At 72.8% G+C, this 20,178-nt stretch carries 16 protein-coding genes and 5 pseudogenes; 12 read left to right on the top strand and 9 right to left on the bottom strand.

Annotated elements, in window-relative coordinates:
- Positions 1–60: 60 nt before the first annotated feature.
- On the bottom strand, positions 61–1,260 hold the full coding sequence (locus C3488_RS03385) for an NAD(P)/FAD-dependent oxidoreductase (RefSeq protein ID WP_103837775.1): 1,200 nt from the start codon (positions 1,258–1,260) through the stop codon (positions 61–63).
- Positions 1,261–1,467: 207 nt separating this feature from the next.
- Between C3488_RS03385 and C3488_RS03380 the strand changes: the two are divergent.
- From C3488_RS03380 to C3488_RS03365, 4 genes and pseudogenes are all read left to right on the top strand, one after another.
- Positions 1,468–1,919 (top strand): annotated as a pseudogene (locus C3488_RS03380) (DoxX family protein).
- Positions 1,916–2,335, top strand: a complete 420-nt coding sequence (locus C3488_RS03375) for a Zn-ribbon domain-containing OB-fold protein (RefSeq protein ID WP_103837774.1) — start codon at positions 1,916–1,918, stop codon at positions 2,333–2,335. The pseudogene C3488_RS03380 and the gene C3488_RS03375 overlap by 4 nt, the downstream one beginning before the upstream one ends.
- 12 nt (positions 2,336–2,347) lie before the next feature.
- Positions 2,348–2,962, top strand: coding sequence for a GNAT family N-acetyltransferase (locus C3488_RS03370; RefSeq protein ID WP_103837773.1), 615 nt, complete (start codon positions 2,348–2,350; stop codon positions 2,960–2,962).
- A gap of 39 nt (positions 2,963–3,001) precedes the next feature.
- Positions 3,002–3,874, top strand: coding sequence for a GNAT family N-acetyltransferase (locus C3488_RS03365; protein WP_103837772.1), 873 nt, complete (start codon positions 3,002–3,004; stop codon positions 3,872–3,874).
- A 7-nt stretch (positions 3,875–3,881) separates the two neighbouring features.
- Here the strand turns inward: C3488_RS03365 and C3488_RS03360 are convergent, their stop codons facing one another.
- The 3 genes and pseudogenes from C3488_RS03360 to C3488_RS03355 all read right to left on the bottom strand — a co-directional run bounded on the left by C3488_RS03360 (position 3,882) and on the right by C3488_RS03355 (position 5,763).
- Positions 3,882–4,547, bottom strand: a complete 666-nt coding sequence (locus C3488_RS03360) for a pyridoxal 5'-phosphate synthase (RefSeq protein WP_103837771.1) — start codon at positions 4,545–4,547, stop codon at positions 3,882–3,884.
- Positions 4,548–4,589: 42 nt separating this feature from the next.
- A pseudogene (locus C3488_RS42515) lies at positions 4,590–5,020 on the bottom strand (hypothetical protein).
- The gene (locus tag C3488_RS03355; RefSeq protein WP_374955395.1) at positions 4,978–5,763 is read right to left on the bottom strand and encodes a hypothetical protein; all 786 of its coding nucleotides are present in this window, start codon (positions 5,761–5,763) and stop codon (positions 4,978–4,980) included. The pseudogene C3488_RS42515 and the gene C3488_RS03355 overlap by 43 nt, the downstream one beginning before the upstream one ends.
- A gap of 102 nt (positions 5,764–5,865) precedes the next feature.
- On the opposite strand from C3488_RS03355, the gene C3488_RS03350 reads away from it, so the two are divergent.
- Both C3488_RS03350 and C3488_RS03345 read left to right on the top strand, forming a co-directional pair.
- Positions 5,866–7,125: an acyl-CoA dehydrogenase family protein gene (locus C3488_RS03350; protein ID WP_103837770.1), complete on the top strand. Its 1,260-nt coding sequence runs from the start codon at positions 5,866–5,868 to the stop codon at positions 7,123–7,125.
- Complete coding sequence (locus C3488_RS03345) at positions 7,122–7,595, top strand: nitroreductase/quinone reductase family protein (protein WP_103837769.1); 474 nt, start codon at positions 7,122–7,124, stop codon at positions 7,593–7,595. The genes C3488_RS03350 and C3488_RS03345 overlap by 4 nt, the downstream gene beginning before the upstream one ends.
- Positions 7,596–7,722: 127 nt before the next feature.
- On the opposite strand, the gene C3488_RS03340 is transcribed toward C3488_RS03345, so the two are convergent.
- Positions 7,723–8,358, bottom strand: coding sequence for a TetR family transcriptional regulator (locus C3488_RS03340; RefSeq protein ID WP_103837768.1), 636 nt, complete (start codon positions 8,356–8,358; stop codon positions 7,723–7,725).
- Between the two features lie 154 nt (positions 8,359–8,512).
- Here C3488_RS03340 and C3488_RS03335 point away from each other — a divergent pair, with 154 nt between their 5' ends.
- Together C3488_RS03335 and C3488_RS03325 are read left to right on the top strand one after the other, a co-directional pair.
- Positions 8,513–9,250: a VOC family protein gene (locus C3488_RS03335; protein ID WP_181138860.1), complete on the top strand. Its 738-nt coding sequence runs from the start codon at positions 8,513–8,515 to the stop codon at positions 9,248–9,250.
- 241 nt (positions 9,251–9,491) lie between these two features.
- Entirely contained in the window at positions 9,492–11,858 is a 2,367-nt protein-coding gene (locus C3488_RS03325; RefSeq protein ID WP_103837766.1) for a PQQ-binding-like beta-propeller repeat protein, read from the top strand.
- A gap of 137 nt (positions 11,859–11,995) precedes the next feature.
- Here C3488_RS03325 and C3488_RS03320 read toward each other — a convergent pair.
- Positions 11,996–12,532 (bottom strand): annotated as a pseudogene (locus C3488_RS03320) (enoyl-CoA hydratase/isomerase family protein); the annotation flags it as partial.
- Positions 12,533–12,535: 3 nt separating this feature from the next.
- Between C3488_RS03320 and C3488_RS03315 the strand changes: the two are divergent.
- From C3488_RS03315 to C3488_RS03305, 3 genes and pseudogenes are all read left to right on the top strand, one after another.
- A pseudogene (locus tag C3488_RS03315) lies at positions 12,536–13,387 on the top strand (AMP-binding protein); the annotation flags it as partial.
- Positions 13,388–13,459: 72 nt separating this feature from the next.
- Complete coding sequence (locus C3488_RS03310; RefSeq protein ID WP_103837765.1) at positions 13,460–14,497, top strand: questin oxidase family protein; 1,038 nt, start codon at positions 13,460–13,462, stop codon at positions 14,495–14,497.
- Between the two features lie 79 nt (positions 14,498–14,576).
- Positions 14,577–15,140, top strand: coding sequence for a DinB family protein (locus C3488_RS03305; protein WP_103837764.1), 564 nt, complete (start codon positions 14,577–14,579; stop codon positions 15,138–15,140).
- A 183-nt stretch (positions 15,141–15,323) separates the two neighbouring features.
- Here C3488_RS03305 and C3488_RS03300 read toward each other — a convergent pair whose 3' ends face one another.
- The 3 genes from C3488_RS03300 to C3488_RS41290 all read right to left on the bottom strand — a co-directional run bounded on the left by C3488_RS03300 (position 15,324) and on the right by C3488_RS41290 (position 19,054).
- A complete protein-coding gene (locus tag C3488_RS03300) occupies positions 15,324–15,521 on the bottom strand; it encodes a hypothetical protein (RefSeq protein ID WP_103837763.1) in 198 nt (65 codons plus the stop codon).
- Positions 15,522–15,742: 221 nt separating this feature from the next.
- On the bottom strand, positions 15,743–18,691 hold the full coding sequence (locus tag C3488_RS03295) for an AfsR/SARP family transcriptional regulator (protein ID WP_103837762.1): 2,949 nt from the start codon (positions 18,689–18,691) through the stop codon (positions 15,743–15,745).
- 207 nt (positions 18,692–18,898) lie between these two features.
- Positions 18,899–19,054, bottom strand: a complete 156-nt coding sequence (locus C3488_RS41290; RefSeq protein WP_258053274.1) for a hypothetical protein — start codon at positions 19,052–19,054, stop codon at positions 18,899–18,901.
- Between C3488_RS41290 and C3488_RS03290 the strand changes: the two are divergent.
- Positions 18,990–20,172: pseudogene (locus C3488_RS03290) on the top strand (amidohydrolase family protein). The gene C3488_RS41290 and the pseudogene C3488_RS03290 overlap by 65 nt on opposite strands.
- Positions 20,173–20,178 lie beyond the last annotated feature (6 nt).

Genomic DNA, 20,178 nt, shown 5'->3' with positions numbered 1-20,178 from the left:
GTGCCGGATCCGTCCGGTCGCCGGGTCCGCGGCCCAGGTGCCGCAACCGCCCGGTCGGTGTCAGCGTGCGGCGCGCGTCCGCTCCACCTGGCGGGCGACGGCCTTCGCGATCTTCTGCGCGTCGATGGCCAGTTCGCGGAGCATCCCGCTGATCGGATTGGTGAACCCGGTGAAGTACAGGCCGGGGGCGGTGCCCGGGGTGCGGGCGCCGTGGACGACCGGCCTGCCGCGGGCGTCGAGCACGCCGAGGTGCCCGACCAGGCCCTCCAGGGCGCGGACGTACCCGGTCGCGGCGATGACGGCGTCCGGTTCGATCCGGCTGCCGTCGGCGAGGACGACCGTGCCGCCCTCGAAGCCCTCGACGGCCGCCACCACCTCGACCCGCCGCCTGCGCACGGCGTCGATGAGCCCGACGTCCTGCACGGGGATCGAGCCGTCCTTGACCCTGCTGTACAGTCCGGTGCCGGGCCGGGGCAGCCCGTACGCCGACAGGTCCGGCACGCTCAGCCTCGTCACCGGCCGGGCCAGCCGGTCGACCAGCCCCACCGGCAGCCGCCGTACGAGCACGCCCGTGTACTGGGTGGCCCACCCGGCGGTCGAGCGCCGCAGGATGTGGGGCGCCGTCCGCACCGACAGCCGCACCCGCGAGGCGCCGCCCTCCACCAGGTCGACGGCGATCTCGGCGCCGGTGTTGCCGACACCGACGACGAGGACGTCGCGTCCGGCGTACGGCTTCGCGTTGCGGTACTCGCCGGCGTGCAGGAGCTCGCCGGTGAATGCGTCGCGGCCGGGCCAGTCGGGCGCGCGCGGGGTGTGGTTGTAGCCGGTGGCGACGACGACCGCGCTACCGGTCAGTTGACGGCCGCCGGTGGCGTGCAGCAGCCAGCCGGTGCCGTCGGGGGCGGGATCGATGCGGGAGACCTCGACGCCGGTGACGATCTCCAGCTGGTGGTGCTCGGCGTACTTCTCCAGGTAGCGCACCACGTTGTCGCGTGACACCCACCGCCCGAAGGACCGCGGCATCGGCAGCCCGGGCAGGGCGGACAGGCGCCGCGTGGTGTGCAGGTGCAGCCGGTCGTAGTGGCGCCGCCAGGACGCTCCGACCCGGTCGGCCTTCTCCAGTACGACGGCCCGTACACCCTGGGCGCGCAACGCGTACGCGGCGGCGAGCCCGCCCGGGCCGCCGCCGACGACGTACACCGGTCGGTCCTCGTGGGCGGGCACCACGGCACGCGGTGAAGCGGAAGACGAGTCGGCCATGAGCGGGAGCGTAACCACGCGCAGCGTTGATGGGTCTCGGTCAAGACCGGAATCGGTTGCGAATCGATCACGGCTGTAGGAGGAGTGCGTGGGACCGATGGCGCAGCCGGACCGGTTGTGGCGGAGCGGTGGACCGCCCCCCTGCGTGTGCGCCGTGCTTGAGCTGAACTGACATACCGTCAGATCCGCTCGGCGGCAGGAGAGCCCATGGACACGATCTGGCTCACCGGCGGGGAATGGCTCGCCGTGCTGCGCATCAGGCTCGGGCTGTGGTGGCTGGAGAGCTGGCGGCACAAGGACAGGAAGGCGTGGTTCGAGCGGGGGACCGGGATCGCGTGGGCCGCGGACATCGCCGCCGCGCACCACTGGACGGCGGTGCGCAACGGCTTCGACGCGGTGGTCGCGCCCAGGCCGAGGACGATGGCGTACGTGGTGGCGTACGCGGAGCTGGCCCTGGGCCTCGGGCTGATCACGGCTTCCTCACGCCGGTCGCCCTGGTCGGCGGACTCGTGCTCAACGTCCTGTACTTCATCCTCGTGATCCACGACTGGGCCGAGCAGGGACAGAACTCGATGATGGCGCTGATCTCGGTGGTGGCGCTGTTCGGGATGTCGTGGCAGACCTGGTCGGTGGACGGCGCGCTGGGGCTGTTCCGGTGAGCGGGCGCTTCGACGTCCCCGACGTGGACGCCTTCACACGCCCCTACTGGGACGCGGCGGCGCGGGGACGGCTGCTGGTCCGCCGCTGCGCGGCCTGCGGGCGGGCCCACCACTCCCCGCGCGAGTTCTGCCCCTTCTGCTGGAGCGACGACGTGACCTGGGAGCAGGCCAGTGGCCGGGCCGCGCTCTACACCTGGTCCGTCGTCCACCGCAACGACCTGCCGCCCTTCGACGAGCGCGTACCGTACGTCGCCGCCGTGGTCGACCTCGCGTACGGGCCGCGGATCATGACCGAGGTGGTGGGGTCCGGACCGTCCGGGCTGCGGGTCGGCATGGCGCTGGAGGTGGCCTTCAGGGAGGGCGTGCCCGTGTTCCGGCCGCGGGAAAAACCGGTGATCGCATCCGGTGCGGATTGATTGAATGGCCCGATGGCCGACATACACGAGAGGACCCTCAGCCAAGCCGTTCCCGAACTCCAGGGCCAGGGTTTGCGGTTGGGTTTCTGGGACCCGGAGTCCGACGCTCACCTCGAGGCGTGGCACCGAGGGCTGACGGACCCGGATTTCACGCGGTGGAACACGCCGCTGAAGATCGTGCGGGACAAGGCCGACGCGCGCGAGTCGCTTCGGTCGAAGGCGCAGGGCACCGCGAACGGGAGCAGCGTGTCGTTCCGGATCTCGGACGCCGCGAGCGGTACGACACTGGGGCACATCGGCGTCAACGAGATCGACCGCGTCCTGCGCCTGGCCCGCGTCGGCTACTGGGTGCTGCCCGAGGCCCGTGGCCACGGCGTCGCCACCCGCGCGCTCGCGCTCGCCGCCCACTGGGCCTTCACCGGCCTCGGCCTGCACCGCCTGGAACTGGGCCATGCCCTCGGCCACGAGGCGTCCTGCCGTATCGCCGAGCGGTGCGGCTTCCGGTACGAGGGGACGCTGCGCGACGCGATGTTCGCAGCGGGACGGCACGACGCGTTCCGGGACGTGCATCTGCACGCCAGGATCGCGAGCGACCCCGAGCCGCCGGGTGCCCGCCAGGAGACGTAAATCGCATGCGTGGGCCGGTGGTTCACGAGATCGTGTCGTATGGCTTCAGACGCGTACGACTGGCAGTTCACCGATGACCTCGAGGAGTTCCTCGACCGGGCCGGGGCGTTCCTGTGGTCCGAGCCCGCGCTGCACACCGTCCAGCTGACGGTCACCGACCGGCTCCGGACGGAGGGACGGACCGTCTTCGGTGAGGAGGCGCCGTACTACGGCCGGTACGTCGACGGCGGCGGCACCGTAGGAGCCACCGTGATGCGGACACCCCCCTACGGGCTCAACGTCACCGCCCTCACCGCCGAGGCCGCAGAGAAGCTGGCGGCATGGCTGGCCGAGGACGGGCGAGCGGTTCCGTCCGTCGTGGGACCGGCGGAGGCGGCGGCCGCGTTCGCCACCGCCTGGGAGGGGCGCACCGGTGCACCCGCCGGCCTCGCGCAGCGCCAACGGCTGTACCGCCTCGGCACCCTCACCCCGCCCGAGCCCGCGCCGCCCGGCCGCGCCCGCGTCGCCGCCGCGGACGACCATGAGCTGGTCGCGCGGTGGTTCGCGGCGTTCGCGGCGGACATCGGCGAGGGCGCCGCACAGGACCCGGACCGCTGGGCCGAGAGCAGGCTCGCCCATGGCGGCGTCACGCTGTGGGAGAACCCCGACGGCACGCCCGTCTCGATGGCGAGCGTCACGCCCGAGGTCGCCGGGCAGGTCCGTGTCGCCACCGTCTACACCCCCGCCCCATTGCGCGGCCGCGGCTACGCAGGGGCCGCCACCGCGGCGGTCAGCCGGGCCGCGCTCGACGCGGGCGCCAAGGAGGTGCTGCTCTTCACCGACCTCGCGAACCCCACGAGCAACGGCCTCTACCAGAGGCTCGGCTACCGTCCGGTGGCGGATTTCGCGATGTACGAGTTCAAGGACGCGTGACGCTCCCTCACGGCCACAGCAGTTCCGTCGCCCATCCGTCCCCGGTACGGCGGTAGCGGAGCCGCACGTGCCGGCGCCTCGCGTCCCCCTGGAAGAACTCCACCTCCTCGGCCCGGAGGCGGTACAGCGTCCAGGACGGCACCGGCGCATCCGGCTCGCGCTGGGCCTGCTCCCAGGCCTGCTCCGACGCCCGTTCCAGTTCCTCGGCGGAGCCCAGTACTTCGCTCTGACGGCCCGTGAGCGCCGCCGCCAGCGCCCCGGTCGAGCGGGCGTGCAGATCCGCCTGCCCCTCCTGCGACGGCGCGGCCGTGACCGGACCGCGCACCCGGACCTGGCGGCCCTGCACGGGCCAGTAGAAGCCGAGGGCGGCATACGGCCGGGCCGCCAGCTGCCGGCCCTTGCGGCTGCCCGCGTGCGTCGCGAACGACCAGCCGTCCGCGTCCGCGCCGTGCAGCATCACGATCCGCACGTCGGGTGTGCCGTCCGCGTCCGCCGTCGCCAGCGACATGGTGTGCGGCTCGGTCTGCCCCGCCGCCACCGCCTGCGCCAACCACTCCGTGAACAGCGCGAGCGGCTCCCCGGGCGCCGCCGCCGGGTCGAACGAGGGCAGCTCGGTGGTCTCGGGGTCCCACACCCGCAGGGACCTGAGCAGCTCGTGAAGATCCGTTGCCATGCCCCGAGTATCCGTCACCCCGGAACGCCGTCCCTGCGGCCCTCACCCCCGCCCCAGCACCACCGTCCCCGACGAGCAGAACCAGCCCCCCGTCCCTGAGGCCACCGCCAGTTCCGGAAGCCGCCCGCCCCTCTTGCGGACCTGCCGTGCCCCGGCCTCGCCCCGCAGTTGCCGTACCGCCTCCACCAGCAGGAACAGCCCCCGCATGCCCGGATGCTGGGCGGACAGCCCGCCCCGTCCGTGTTCACCGGCAGCTCCCCGCCCTCCACCAGCAGCCGCCCCTTCTCCACGAACGCCCGGCCCTCGCCCTTCCCGCAGAAGCCGAGGTCCTCCAGTGTCACCAGCGTCATGTAGGTGAAGGCGTCGTAGATCTCGGCGAAGTCGATCTCCGCCGGGCGCACCCCGGCCCGCTCGAAGGCGAGGCGGCCGCTCACCGCCGCCGGGGACACCGTGAAGTCCGGCCACTCGGACATCGTCGGGTGCGAGACGTGCTCTCCGGCCCCCAGCACCCACACCGGCCGCGTACGGCAGTCCCGTACCAGGTCCTCGGCCACCAGCAGGACCGCCGCCCCGCCGTCGGAGCGTACGCAGCAGTGGAGCTTGGTGAAGGGTCCGCGATCACCGGCCCCGCCAGGACGTCCTCGACCGTGATCGGGTCCCGGAACACGGCTTCCGGGTTGGCCGCCGCGTTGGCCCGGGCCTGCACCGCCACCTCGGCCAGCTGCTCGATCGTCGTGCCGTGGGCGTGCATGTGGCGGCGGGCCGCCATCGCGTACTTGGCGATCAGCGTGTGGCCGTACGGCACCTCGAACTGCAGCGGGCCGCGGGCGCCGAAGGACAGGGTGCCGGTGCGGCGGCCCGCCCTCAAGTCCGCGCGGGCCGTGGAACCGTAGACCAGCAGCACCGCCTTGGCGCGGCCCGCAGCGATCGCGTCCGCCGCGTGGGCCGCCATGACCTCCCAGGTGGAGCCGCCGACGGACGTGGAATCGACCCAGGTGGGCCGCAGGCCGAGGTACTCGGCCACCTCCGCCGGCGCCAGTGTGCCGAGCCCGGCGGAGGCGAAGCCGTCGACCAGCGCCCGGTCCAGGCCCGCGTCGGCGAGGGCGCGGCGGGCGGCCTGGGCGTGCAGGGCGTACGGGGTCGCGTCGTCGACCCGCCCGCAGTCGGAGAGCGCCACTCCGACGACCGCGGTGCGTTGACCGGACCTTGGAGTCATAGATCTGACGGCACATCAGGTATCCGCCGCCGGGACCTGTGCGCGCGAAGACCGCCTCGCCTAATATGACGGTACATCAGATCGTGAAAGGGGCGGTCGCGCATGGACACCCGCTTCACCGCCGAACAGGACGAGATCCGCCGCACGGTGCGCGAGGTGCTGGCCAAGCGCTGCGGCCCGGAGGAAGTGCGCGCGGCCGCAGGGACCGCCGCCGGGTACGACCCCGCCCTGTGGGCCGCCCTCGGCGGACGGCTCGGCCTGCCCGGGCTGGCGCTCCCCGAGGCCTACGGCGGTGCGGGCTGCGGCACGACCGAACTCGCCCTCGCCTGCGAGGAGGTGGGCCGGGTCCTCGCCCCCTCCCCGCTGCTCGCCACCGCGGTCCTCGCCGCGCCCCTGCTGCTCGCCCTGGGCACCGACGCCCAGCGCAGCGCCCTGCTGCCCCGGATCGCCGCCGGCGAGCTGACCGCCACCCTCGCCGTACCGGGCACCGCCCTCGCCACCGCCCTCGCCCTCGCCGGGGACAACCGGGGGGACTGGGCGGGCGGCGGCAGGGCCGGTGGCATCCAGGCGCGGCGGGCGGCCGGCACCTGGCGGCTGTACGGGGAGGCGGCGCAGGTCCTCGACGGGCACAGCGCGGGGCTCCTGGTCGTGGCCGCGCACGCCGGGGGGTTCGCGCGGTCCCGGACGCTGCTGTTCCTCGTACGGGACGGTGTCGTCCGTGCGCGGCAGACCGCCCTCGACGGGACGCGGCCCTGCGCCCGTATCCAACTCCGGGACGCCGAGGCGGAATTGCTCGGTGAGGACGGCGCCGACGTGGCGGGGGCGCTCGCCTCGGTCGGGGACCGTGCCGCCGCCGTGCTCGCCTGCGAGGCTGTGGGCGCCGCCGACCGGGTGTTGGAGCGGACCGTCGAGTACGTCGGGCAGCGGGAGCAGTTCGGTCGGCCCATCGGTTCCTTCCAGGCCGTGAAGCACCGGCTGGCCGACGTGTACGTGCGGGTGCGCGCGGCGCGCTCGGCGGCGTACTACGCGGCCTGGGCCGCCGCGAGGGAATCAGGAGGTGCGGCGCGATGGGGGTGCCCCCGAATGTTGAGCACGGGGGGAATCTCCTTGGAATGGCGGCGGAGGAAGAGGGGCGGGTTGGTCGGCGGGCTCGCGCTCGCCGAGGCCCTTCAGGCGTTGCGGACCGCCGCTGCCGAGGGCATCCAGCTGCACGGCGGCATCGGGTTCACCTGGGAGCACACGGCGCATCTCTACTTCAAACGGGCCACCGGCGACGAGCTGCTGTTCGGACCCGTGCACCAGCTGCGGGCGCACGCGGCGGACGTGGTGGGGCTCTTCGAGCGCGGGGAGGTGGCGGTGTGACGGGCCTCGGTGTACGGATCGTGCAGAAGGTGTCCTCCACGCGGGTCTTCGCCAGGGCCGCGCCGCACGTGGTGCCCGCCCTGGACCGCGCGGTGCACCGGCTGACCGGTGGAAGGGTTCTGCTCAGCGCGCGGATGCTGCCGGGCGTGATCCTCACGTCCACCGGTGCGAGAAGCGGCCTCGCCCGCCGTACGCCGCTCGCGTGCATGCCGGAGGAGGGCGGCAGCTGGCTCCTGATCGGCTCCAACTTCGGGCTGCCCGGCCATCCGGCCTGGACCCGCAACCTCCTCGCCCACCCCGACGCGGAGATCAGCTTCAAGGGCGAGGACATCCCGGTCACGGCCCATCTGCTGCGGGAGAGCGAGCGGGAGGCCGCCTGGAGGGCGGTACTGGCGTTCTGGCCGCCGTACGCCACGTATCAGGAGCGGGTGGAGCGGGAGATCCGCCTGTTCCGGGTCGTACCGCGGTGACCGCCCTCCTGGACACGGGGCACCGGCACGGTGGGTCGGACGGCGCGACGGGCGGCGGTCCACTCGGGTGAACCGCCGCCTGGGTGACAGGACTTGGCGCCGTCGCGGCGAAGTGCCGTGGCCGGCGCTACCTCGTCGGCTTCCTGCCGGTGACGCCCAGGTACACCAGCAGCGCGAGGTTCGGCTTCAGTTCGGCCTGCTTGACGCCCCAGGACGTGAAGCCCTTCTGGTGGGAGGACACGGACGCGAGCATCGCCACGAGCGCGCCCGCAACGGCCGCCGGGTTCACGTCCTTGTCGACCCTGCCCTTGGACTGGAGCTCGGCGATCGACTCCGCGAGGGAGTTGTTCACCGAGTTCAGGACCTTCATACGGATCTTGTAGAAGCGCTTGTCGCCCTCGGCCGCGCCGAGGTCCACGACGCGCAGGATGGCGTCGTGTTTGCGCCAGAACTCCAGGAACCCCTCCACGAGTTCCTGCGCGGTCTGCCAGCCGGCCTTCCCGGCCCAGGAGCGGCCTTCCAGCAGCTGGGTCAACCCGGCGCCCTCCGCGGCCATTTGGTCCGCGATCTCGAGGACCGCGCCCTCGACGTCCGGGAAGTACTGGTAGAAGGTCGCCGGTGACGTCCCCGCCTTCCGGGCGACATCAATGACTTTGACGTCGCGGTAAGGCGAGGAGCTGAGCATCTCGCTGAGGCAGTCGAGCAGCTTCTGCCGCGTCGCCTGCCCGCGTCGACCGGCCACGCGGCCGTCGACGGTACGCACTTGTCCTGTCATGCCGTCAGCTTACCGAGGGGTGATCGAAGCGCGATTCGGCCGACTGCAAATGGGGAGTACAGGGGCCTGCACCCGCTTCCGGGGCGGTGGAAAGGGAGTACGCCCGCGAGCGCTCCACGGGTCGTGCACGTAGCTTGGCAGCATGGCCGAAAATCCGCCATCGTCTTCGCACGACGGCCCCTTCCCCGAGGGCGTCCCGTGCTGGATCGACGCGCAGTTGCCCGACCTCGAGGCGGGCAAGCGGTTCTACGGTGAGCTCTTCGGGTGGAGCTTCGAGGAGGCGCCCGGCTCATCCGTGTGGGCCCACCTCGGCGGCGAACCGGTGGCCGCGCTGAGCCGCAAGGTCGACGGGCGGATGCCCACCGTCTGGACGGTGTACTTCGCCACCCCCGACGCCACCGCGCTCGCCCGGCGGATCCTGGCGGCCGGCGGCCAGGTCGTCGCCCTTCCCGAGCCCGTGGACGACCTCGGCACCGCGGCGCTGGCCGCCGACTCCGAGGGCGCCGTGTTCGGGCTCTGGCAGGCCGGGGCGCACGCGGGCTTCGGCAAGCGGCACGAGCCCGGCTCCTTCACCTGGGCCGAGCTGTACACGCGGGACACGGCCGCCGCGAACACCTTCTACACGGGCCTGTTCCACGACGCCCTGTTCGGCCCCGGCGCCGTCCCCGATTTCGGGCGGGCCCCGATCGAGGACGTCTTCCCCGCCGAGATGCCGCCGCACTTCCTCGTCCACTTCGGCGTCCGGGACGGCGCGGCGGCGCTCGGCGCGGTGGCCCGGCTGGGCGGGCGCGTACAGGTACCGGCGTTCGACACCTCGTACGGACGAGTGGCGGTGGTCAGCGACGACCAGGGGGCGTCCTTCGCGCTGCTCCAGCGCTGACGAGGCCCTGCGGGCCCCTTGTCCGCAGGCCCCTGTTCCACCATGCGGGCGCCCGCTTCCCGTACCCTCGTGCGCCATGCTTTTGTCCTGAGACACCCCGTTCCGCCCTCGGGTTAGCTTCCACACGCCCGGACAGGAAGAATCGGGGTGCGTGCCGCCATGGCGGTGCGGTGGTGAGACGCTGCACGGGGTCGCGTGCACAAGGCGCATGACGCGACCCGTACGGGGAGGTGGCAGGCAAGTGGTGGATCAGCTGACGCAGCACGATCCGCGGCGGATCGGGCCGTTCGAGGTGCTGGGACGGCTGGGTGCCGGCGGCATGGGGCTGGTCTATCTCGCGCGCTCGGCGTCCGGCCGGCGCGTGGCGATCAAGACGGTGCGCACCGAACTGGCCGAGGACCAGCTGTTCCGGGTGCGCTTCACCCGCGAGGTCGAGGCCGCCCGGGCGGTCTCCGGGTTCTACACCGCCGCCGTGGTCGACGCCGACCCGCGCGCGGCCGTGCCCTGGCTCGCCACCGCCTATGTGCCCGCGCCCTCCCTCGAGGAGATAGTGACCGAGTGCGGCCCGCTGCCGGCCCAGGCGGTGCGCTGGCTCGCGGCAGGCGTGGCCGAGGCCCTGCAGTCCATCCACGGGGCGGGCCTGGTCCACCGGGACCTGAAGCCGTCGAACGTCCTCGTCGTGGAGGACGGCCCCCGGGTGATCGACTTCGGGATCGCCTCCGGCGTATCGAACACCCGTCTGACCATGACCAACGTGGCCGTCGGCACGCCCGCCTACATGTCCCCCGAACAGGCCAAGGACTCACGCAGCGTCACCGGTGCCAGCGATGTGTTCTCGCTCGGCTCGATGCTCGTCTTCGCGGCCACCGGGCACCCGCCCTTCCACGGCGCGAACCCCGTCGAGACCGTCTTCATGTTGCTGCGCGAGGGCCCGGACCTGACCGGCCTGCCGGACGAGCTGCGCCCGCTCATCGAGTCCTGCATGCAGATGGACCCCACCGCCCGCCCCAACCCCGCCGACCTCCAGGCGCAGCTCGCCCCGCACCTGTTCGGCTCCGGCTCCGACGACAGCGGTACGGCGTCGGCGTGGCTGCCCGAGAAGGCCGTCACCCTGATCGAGGGCCGCCGTGGCGGGCGCCCTGCCACCAAGCCCTCCGCCTCCGGCAACCGCAGCGGCGGCGGCGCGCGCCCCGCGGTGCCGCCCCCGCCCTCCCACGACCCGGTACCGCCTCCGCCGTCCCACGACCCGGTGCCGATGCCGGCCGGCGCGCCCGACTCCGGGCCGGTGCGGCTCGCGGGCTCCTCCGTGCCGATCGGCCCCGGGCCGCGGGTCGCCGACGCCCGGGCCGCCGCGCTGAAGGCGCCGCCGCCTCACTCCGCGCTCGCCGCGTCCTGGTCCCGCCCGGCGGCCGGGGTCAACGGCGTGCCCGGAGCCGTGTCCGCGGTCCCCGCGCCGCCCGCGCCCCCGGAGGCCGCCTCCGGCTGGCGCCCGTGGCGCTTCCGCATGTCGAACGACGTGTGGGGCACGCCCACGGTCGCCGACGACCTGGTCTACGTCACCTCCTTCGAGGTGCACGCCCTGGACGTGGCGACCGGCCGCCGCCGCTTCAAGACCCGCGACGTCGCCTGGTCGATGTCGGTCGCGGACGGCCGTGTCCACGCCTCCGACGGGCCCACCCTGTTGGCCCTGGACGCCCGCGAGGGCACCGATCTGTGGCGGCTGCAGATGGACGGCTGGGTGTACTCCCTCAAGGCCGACGGCGGCACGGTCGTCACCGCCACCCGTGGCGGCGGCGTACAGGCGTGGGAGGCGTCCGGCGGCCGGAAGCTGTGGGAGCTCACCGGCGCGCAGACCGAGTTCGAGACCCCGGAGGCGGGCCCCGCGCTCCACGACGGCACGGTGTACGTGTGGCAGGACGCCCGGCTGCGCGCCCTGGACGCCCGCAGCGGCGAGGAGCGCTGGTCGTACCCCATCGGCGACGCGGCCTCCTGCGGCGGGGTCCCCGTACGCCTCACCCACGCGACGGACGGCTGTGTGTACCTCTGTGCCGGCACCCGCGTCCTGGCCCTGGAGGTGGCGAGCGGCATGCTGCGCTGGCACTTCGAGGCGCCGGCGGTCTTCCTGAGCCCGCCCGCCTTCGCCCCCGGCCCGGCGGTGACGGGCGGCGGCGTCTACCTCGCGGACTACCTCGGCACGGTCTACGCCCTCGACGCGGCGGACGGCCGTGACCGCTGGCGGATCGCCACCGAGTCCCGGGCGGCGATCGACCCGGTGCTGGTGGCCGCCGGGCACGTCCACGTGGGCAGCGGCAAGGGTCTGTACACCCTCGACGCCGTCACCGGCACCCCCAAGTGGCGCTTCCAGGCGGGCGGCGACATCGTGGGCTCCCCGGCGGTCGCGGAGGGCCGCATCCACTTCGGCTCCACGGACCACCTGCTGTACACCCTGAAGGCCGACGACGGCCGCCTGCGCTGGAAGCTGGCCACCGGCGGCGAGATCACCGGTGCCCCGGTGGTGAAGGACGGCGTGGTGTACGCGTGCAGCAAGGACCGCTGCGTGTACGCGCTGGACGCGGAGAAGGGCACGGGGACGTCCCGCACCACCTGAGCCACAAGACGGGTGGAGACGGCCGTCGCACCGGACCGGACGGAAGGGGTTCGGGACGACGGCCGTCACCCTTGACGCTACGCCCTGTGGTCGGCACGTGCCATACCGTGGCCGCCGGAGGGGGGCCGAGCGGTTCCTCACCGCACTCGGAACCCATCCTTCCGCCGCCCCGCGAACAGCTCCGCCTGCCGCTCCACCGGCAGGTTCCCGAGCGCGATCAGTGCCGGTGCCTGCGCCAGGGCCTGCGCCCGTGCCGCCTCCTTCGCTGCCCACAGCGCCCGTACGGTGCCCTGCACGCCCTCCGGCGGACAGGCGGCGACGACGGCGGCACAACGCACCGCGGCCTCCAACGCACCGCCGGGCGCGGTGAGTTCGGACACGAGCCCGATCTCGTACGCCCGCCGCGCCGAGATCCGTTCGGCGGTCCCCATCAGCGCCATTCGGGCCGCCTCCCCGTACGGCATCCGGTGCGCCATGTACACCGCCTCGTACGCGCTGACCATCCCGTAGGTGGTGTGCGGGTCGAAGAACGAGGCCGTCTCGTCCGCGACGACGAACTCGCTCTCGCCGAGCAGGTAGAACGCACCGCCGCAGGCCATGCCGCGCACCGCGGCGATCACCGGCTTCCACAGGTCGTTCGCCTTCGGGCCGATCCTCAGCAGCGGATCGTCCAGGCGCAGTCGGTGTTCACCGTGGACGCGGCACCGGCGAACACCGCGGCGGAGCGGGTGACCGTCCTGCCGGGCCCACCGAACCTGCACCAGGCGCTGCTGGACCACCCGTCGAGGGCCGCCTACGACCTGTCCGCTCTGCGCCTGGTCGTGACGGGGGCGGCGGTGGTGCCGCTGCGTCTGGTGGAACGGCTGCGGGGCGAACTCGGCGTGGAGACGGTCCTGACGGCGTACGGCCTGTCGGAAGCGAGCGGTTTCGTGACGATGTGCCGCAGGAGTGATCCGCCGGAGGTGATCGCGACGACATCGGGCCGCCCGATCCCGGGAGTGGAGGTGCGGGTGGTGGACGCGGAGGGCGAGCCGCTCGGCGCGGGAGTTCCGGGGGAGATCCTGGTCCGGGGCTTCAACGTCATGCAGGGCTACTTCGAGGACGAGACGGCCACGGCGGAAGTCCTGACTTCGGACGGCTGGCTCCGCACCGGAGACGTCGGGGTACTGGACCCGGCGGGCAACCTCCGCGTCACGGACCGCATCAAGGACATGTTCGTCGTGGGCGGCTTCAACGCGTACCCGGCGGAGATAGAGCAACTCCTCGCCCTGCACCCGGATGTGGCGGAGGCGGCGGTGATCGGCGTGCCGGACCCGAGGCTCGGGGAGGTGGGGAAGGCGTACGTGGTACGACGCCCGGGGGCGGTGCTGACGGCGGACGACCTGATCGCGTGGTCCCGCCGCGGGATGGCGAACTACAAGGTCCCGAGGGAGGTCGAGTTCGTCGAGGCCCTTCCGAGGAACGCGAGCGGGAAGGTGGTGAAGGGGGAGTTGCGCGGGCGCACGCGACTGGGCCCGGGGCCGTCGTAGGCCCGATGGAGGGTGGAGTCTCGATCCGAGGTCCGATGATGAAAGCCCGGTGCCGGCCTACCGTCAGGTCCCATGACCATCGACGGCACACTCGACGAGGCGTACGAACGGCTGCACCGGACGGGACCGGAGTTCGAGGGCTGGCTGAGCAATCACGGCCCCATGGCGGTGGAATCCATGGTCAGACGGGGCCATGCCCGCCAGGTCCACCGCTGGTTGGACCTCTACACCCGCCGGCTGGACGAGCTACCGCGGGGCACCTCGCCCCTCACGGCCGACGACTGGCGCACCGCTCTCGGGGACCCTCGTCGCCTCGGTGACTGGCTCGCCTTCTTCGCCCACGAGTTGACGGAACAACCCTGGCGTACGGTCCTGGCGACATGGTGGCCGAGGCTGCTCCCGGGCATCGCGGCCGGCGCCACCCACGGTGTGATCCGCACCGGCCACGCGGTCCACGCCCTGCTGGACCACGAGGACGGACCGCGCCTGGCCGAACTGGGCCAAGCCCTCGGCTACTGGGCGGCACGCTGGCAACGGGTCCCGCTCGCCGCCCCCTCCGGAACCGCCGACCCGGCGTCGGCCCTCGCCGGCGTTCCCCGGGTACCCGACCAGAGCGCGGGCATCAACCACCGCCTCGACCAGCTCACCGACCTCCCCGACTGGCCCACCGCGCTGGCCGCGCTGCGACCCGCCACCGAAGCCGACCAGGCCCGCGACCGCCTGGCCGACGTGACGACCGCCGCGGCCGTGCACTACCTCGCCAACGCCCACGGCTCGCCCGTCATGCTGGTCCACGCCGCGACCGCCCCCATGGCCGTCCTGCGCACCCTGCCCGCACTGCCGCGCACCCACTGGGCGACGAGCCTGCACGCGGCCTGGGCAGCGAGCGCCGCCGTGACCGCGGCCTACACCCCCGCCGCCCCCGCACCCCGGCACAGCCTCCCCACCGCCCCCGAGTCGGCGGAGGAGGTCTTCGCCCTGGCCGTCCGCCACGGCGACGAACACGTCATCAAACTCGCCGACGCCTGCCTCGAGGTCCACCGACGCACGGGCGACGCCGACGCGTTGGCGGCGGTGATCCGCGCGGCCGGGCTGATCGAGGAACTGTGAGGCGCGCGCTCGCGGCCCACGGCCGGCGACGGCGTCCGCGAGGGTCGCAGCCGGTCTCCGGTGTATGTAGCGTGCGGAAATGACAAGAAGCGAGCGGCTCGCGGAGCAGCTGGACTGGTACTGGCACAGGAACCTGAGGCCGCGGCTGGACGGTCTCACCGATGAGGAGTACTTCTGGGAGCCGGTGCGCGGCTGCTGGAGCATCCGCCCACGTGGCACGTCGGCCGCACCGATGTCGGCAGGTTCGGGGGAGTGGACGATGGACTCCGCGTCCCCTGACCCGGTGCCGGCGCCGGTGACCACGATCGCCTGGCGGCTGGCGCACGTCATCGTCTCGTGCCTGGGCTATCGGGTCGGATGGTACTTCGGCGGCCAGGACGTCGACTCCGAGACATTCGCCTACGCGGGGACCGCTGACGAGGCGCTGAAACAGCTCGATGAGATGTATGGGAGATGGAACGCGGGGGTCCGCGAACTCTCGGACGCTGACCTGGAGAATGCGCCCACGGTGGGTCCCGAGCGGTTTCCGATGGAGAACAGGGTCCTGCACGTCAACAGGGAGCTGATCCATCACGGCGCCGAGATTTCCCTGCTGCGCGACCTCTACCGCTGGCAGGACGGAGCCGTGCCGCGCCGCATATGACGTTCCGCCCACCGGCGATCGAGCTGGCGTGAGGGTCGTTCGGGGCGGTCATGCCGGTGTCGGGCCGGGGAAGCCGACGTCGGCCAGGGCGCCGAGGCCGGCGGCGCGTAGGTGGGACAACTTCGGCCGCGACGGCTCCCCCTCCGCGCCGTCGCGGCCGATCCCCGTGTGGGAATTGGTCTGTCAGGCCTTCTCGTCCGTGGCGTGGACGTTGTCCGGCGTGGCCGTGCCGGTGCCGTCGGCCGCCAGCTTCAGCGGCTCGCTCGTGGCGTGGACGTTCATGACGGTGACCGGCTCGCTGGTGGCGTGGACGTTGTCCGTCGAGGCGTCGCCGGTCGGCTCGTCCGTGGCGTGGACGTTGTCGGTGGTGTTCTCGCTCATTTCGCTGGCTCCCCTGACGGTGTTCTGCGATGAGTTGGCAAGGGCCCGCCCGGCAACTCCCCCGAGGGCTGCCGGACGGACCTGCTGGGCCGGTTAACCTTAGAGGGCCGACCGTTCGTCGTTCCGTCTGCCCCCCGACGCGACGGCTCGACTCGGTTGAGAGTGCCAAGCGGCGATAAACGAATGATGAACGTCCACCGCGACGCACGGGGATCCGCTGGTCAGGCCAGGGCGACGGGCTTCAGCAGCCCCCTGACTTCGTCCGCTTCCGGCGCGCCCAACGACTCGAAGATCTGAAGCGCGTCGGTCCAGCACACCTTGGCCCGGTCGAGTTGACCGATGCCGTTGAGGGCCCGCCCGAGCACGGTGAGGACGTTGCCGTGACGCCACTCCCCGCCGATGCCGCGCAGCAGCGTCAGTGCCGTCTCCGCGTTCGCCGCTGCCTGCGCGGGCCGCCGGGCCGCCAGGTCGAGTTCGGCGAGGCGGAACAGCGTCATGCCCTCCCACAGACGCTGGCGGCTGTCCCGGAACACCTGCAGGGCCTGGTGCAGGCACTCGGTGGCCTCGGCGAACCGTCCGCTCTGCGTCAGGGCGAGGCCCAGCGCGTACCGGCCGTTGGCCCCTCGCAGGGCATGGCCCATGTCGTCGTACATCACCGTGCCCTGCCGGGCCAACGCGACCGCGCTCTCCGTACGTCCTGTCGCAAGGTGGATGCGCGACAGGTTGCACAGGGCGCTCGCCTCGCCGGGGCGGTCCTCCAGGACTCGGAAACTCTCGATGGCGTGGGTGAAGTGCTCCTCGCCCTCGTCATGGCGGTTCTGGTACAGCGCGACCACGCCGCTGATGTTGGACGACCAGCATCCGGTGAGCGGGTCCCCGGCATCACGCGCCAACCGGGTTGCGGTTTCCGCCTCCTGCAGCGCCACGTCGAACCTGCTGCCGGAGATGTGGTGCACAAAGGCCAGCGCCGTCAGGGCACGCGCCTCCGTCCGGCCGTCCCCGGCTTCCCGCGCGGTGTTCCGCAGAAGCGCCGCGACGGCCTCGTACTCCTTGGAGTTGGCGCCGGACTCGGCGAGGTCCACAGCCGCCCACAGCAGATCCACCGCACGCCGGAGTGTTCCGGGCTGCTGCGCGGACTGCCGTACGCAGGCGAGCAGGGAGACCGCCTCGGAGTACAGCCAGTCCTGCGCCGCACGCCGGTCGGAGAAGGCGAGCCCTGCGTACTCGGTGCGCTCCAGGTGATCGACCAGCCTGTCTCCGGGCCGTTCGATCAAATAGCCTCCCGCCGCCGTCGCCAGATAGAAGTCCAGCAACCGCGACATCGCCGCGTCCCGCTCGCTCGGCGGGTGTTCGTCCCGTTCCGCGCACGCACGCGCGTAGAGGCGGACCAGGTCGTGGTAGCGGTAGCGGCCGGGTGCCGCCGACTCCAGCAGAGAGGTGTCGACGAGGGACTCCAGCAGGTCCTCCGTCTCCTCCAGCGGGAGGTCCAGGACCGCCGCGGCGGCCGTCAGGGAGATGTCCGGGCCGTCCGCCAGGCCGAGGAGGCGGAAGGCACGGGCCTGGGCCGGCTCCAGTTGGCCGTAGCCCAGTTCGAAGGTGGCCTTCACCGCCAGGTCGCCCGCCTGGAGTTCGTCCAGGCGGCGTCGCTCGTCCGCCAGTTTCGCGGCCAGGACCGAGACCGTCCAGGTGCGGCGCGCCGCCAGGCGGGACGCGGCGATGCGGATCGCCAGCGGCAGGAAGCCGCACGCCGCCACCACGTCCAGCGCCGCCTCCCGCTCCGAGGCCACCCTTTCCTCGCCCACGATCTTCGTGAACAACGACAACGCCTCGTCGGGCGACATCACGTCCAGGTCCACCAGGTGCGCGCCCGCCAGGTCCACCATCCGCACCCGCGAGGTCACCAGCGCCGCGCAGCCCTCCGTGCCGGGCAGCAGCGGGCGTACCTGGGCGGCGTCGCGCGCGTTGTCCAGCAGGACCAGCACCCGGCGGCCGTCCAGGACCGAGCGGTACAGGGCCGAGCGTTCCTCCAGCGAGTCCGGGATCGCCGAGTCCGCGGTGCCCAGGGCGCGCAGGAAGGAGCCGAGGACCGTCTCCGGTTCCGCCGCGCGCGGGCCCGCGCCCTGCAGGTCCACGTAGAGCTGGCCGTCCGGGAAGGCCGACCGGGCCTGGTGGGCCACGTGCACCGCCAGCGTCGTCTTGCCCACGCCTCCGATGCCCGCCAGCGCCGACACCGCCATCACCCGGCCCTCCGCCGACGCCAGCACCTCGCTGAGTTCGGCGACGAAGGCGGTACGGCCCGTGAAGTCCGGGACGGTGGCCGGGAGCTGCGCCGGGCGTACGGGGGTGGCCGAGGGCTCCGGTGCCGGTGCCGACGGTTCCGCCAGGGTCGGGTCCGCCTGGAGGATGCGCTGCTGGAGTTCCTTCAGGCCGGGGCGGGGGTCCACTCCGAGTTCGTCGGCCAGCAGGCGGCGCGTGTCCGCGTAGACCGCCAGGGCCTCGGCCTGGCGGCCGGAGCGGTACAGCGCCAGCATCAGCAGCTCCCGCAGCCGCTCGCGCAGGGGGTGCGCCGCCGTCAGGGCCGTGAGCTCGGAGACCGCCTCGGCGTGGCAGCCCTGTTCCAGGTCCATGTCGAGGCGGGATTCGAGGAGTTGCAGGCGCCATTCCTCCAGACGGGCCCGCTGCGCCTCCGCGTACGGGCCGGGCACGCCGGCCAGCGGCTCACCGTCCCACAGTGCCAGCGCCTCGTTCAGGACCCGCCGGGCATGGCACAGGTTCCCGGAGTTCCTCGCCTTCTCCGCCTCCGCGGCCAGCTCCTGGGCGGCGGCCAGGTCCAGGGAGCGCGGCTCGCCCAGCCGTACCGCGTAGCCGCCGGACTCGCTGAGCAGGACACCCGGTGAGAGCACCTTGCGCAGACGGGAGGCGTAGGTGCGGACCGCCGCCAGTGCCCGCGGGGGCGGGTCGTCGCCCCACAGCGCGTCGATCAGTTCGGACGCCGTCGCCGTGCGGCCCTCGCGCATCAGCAAGGCGGCCAGCAGGGCGCGCTGCTGCGGCGAACCGGTGGCCAGCAGCTCCTCCCCGCGCCAGGCGCGCACCGGTCCGAGCACACCGAAGCGCGGTGTCGCCGAATCCTCGGGACCCCGCTGCTCAGGTACTCGCGGCACACCGTCCATCGTTGCCCCCTGGCCCCCTGCCGAACCGTCCACAACCAGGAGGCCAGTTTGCCTTGTTCATGGCGGATGCGTCAGCCGTGGGAGACGGCGATCACAGGCCACTGTGCGGTGCGTCACAAGGTTCGCACACGCTCTTCGCATATCCGGAAGAGCGCCCCGTCCGCCCCTGTTCCGCGCAGCCCCCGGTCCGCAATAGCTGACGACCCGTCAGATCGGCGCTACCTTCACCGGCATGGAGACCTCGGCGACCGGCACCGGCGCCGCCTTCCCGAAGATCATCTCCGTCGACGACCACACCGTGGAGCCCCCGGACGTCTGGCAGGACCGCCTCCCGGCGAAGTACCGGGGCGTCGGTCCGCGCATCGTCCGCGCGCCCCTGAAGGAAATGACGTTCCTGGGGGGAGGTTCGACCCGGTCATGGGCTCCCCCGGCGACGAGGGACCGCTCGGCGACTGGTGGGTGTACGAGGACCTGCACCGGCCCCTCACCCGCCTCGACACCGCGGTCGGATACAGCAGGGACGAGATAAGGCTCGAGGTGATCACCTACGAGCAGATGCGCCCGGGCTCGTACGACGTCTCGCAGCGCCTCGCCGACATGGACGTCAACCACGTCCAGTCCGCCCTCTGCTTCCCCACCTTCCCGCGCTTTTGCGGTCAGACCTTCACCGAGGCCAAGGACCGCGAGCTCGGGTTGCTGTCCATCAGGGCGTACAACGACTGGATGGTGGAGGAGTGGTGCGGCCCGAGGCGCGCGGACGCCTCATACCCCTCACCCTCATCCCCCTCTGGGACGCCGGACTCGCCGCCGCCGAAGTGCGCCGCAACGCCGAACGCGGCGTCCGCGCCGTCGCGTTCTCCGAGATCCCGCCGCGCCTCGGCCTGCCCTCCGTCCACACCGACGACTGGGATCCCTTCCTCGCCGCCTGCGAAGAGACCGGGACGGTCATCGCGATGCACATCGGGTCGAGCAGCCGGATGCCGTCCACGTCCGCCGACGCCCCGCCCGCCGTCGGCTCCACGATCACCTTCGCCAACTGCTGCTTCTCGATGGCCGACTGGCTGATGAGCGGCAAGTTCGAGCGCTTCCCGGACCTCAGGGTGATGTACGCCGAGGGCCAGATCGGCTGGATCCCGTACATCCTGGAGCGCGCGGACGTCGTCTGGGAGGAGAACCGCGGCTGGGGCGGCGTCGCCGACAAGGTCCACGGCCCGCCGTCCGAGCTGTTCGCCGAGCACGTCCACGGCTGCTTCTTCGACGACGCCTTCGGCCTGCGGAACCTGGACGCCATCGGGGTCGGCAACGTCCTGTACGAGACCGACTATCCCCACTCCGACTCCACCTGGCCCACGTCGCGCGAGGTCGGCGAGGCGCAGATGGGGCATCTGGAGCCGGACGTCGTCGAGCGGATCGTCCGGGGCAACGCCATCGAGCTGCTGGGGCTGACGGAGGACGGTCTGTGGCCGGGCGGCAGGCGTTGAGCGGGC

The sequence above is a fragment of the Streptomyces sp. Ru72 genome, assembly GCF_002920635.1.
Classification (GTDB): domain Bacteria; phylum Actinomycetota; class Actinomycetes; order Streptomycetales; family Streptomycetaceae; genus Streptomyces.
This window is presented reverse-complemented; position numbering and strand designations above follow the sequence as displayed.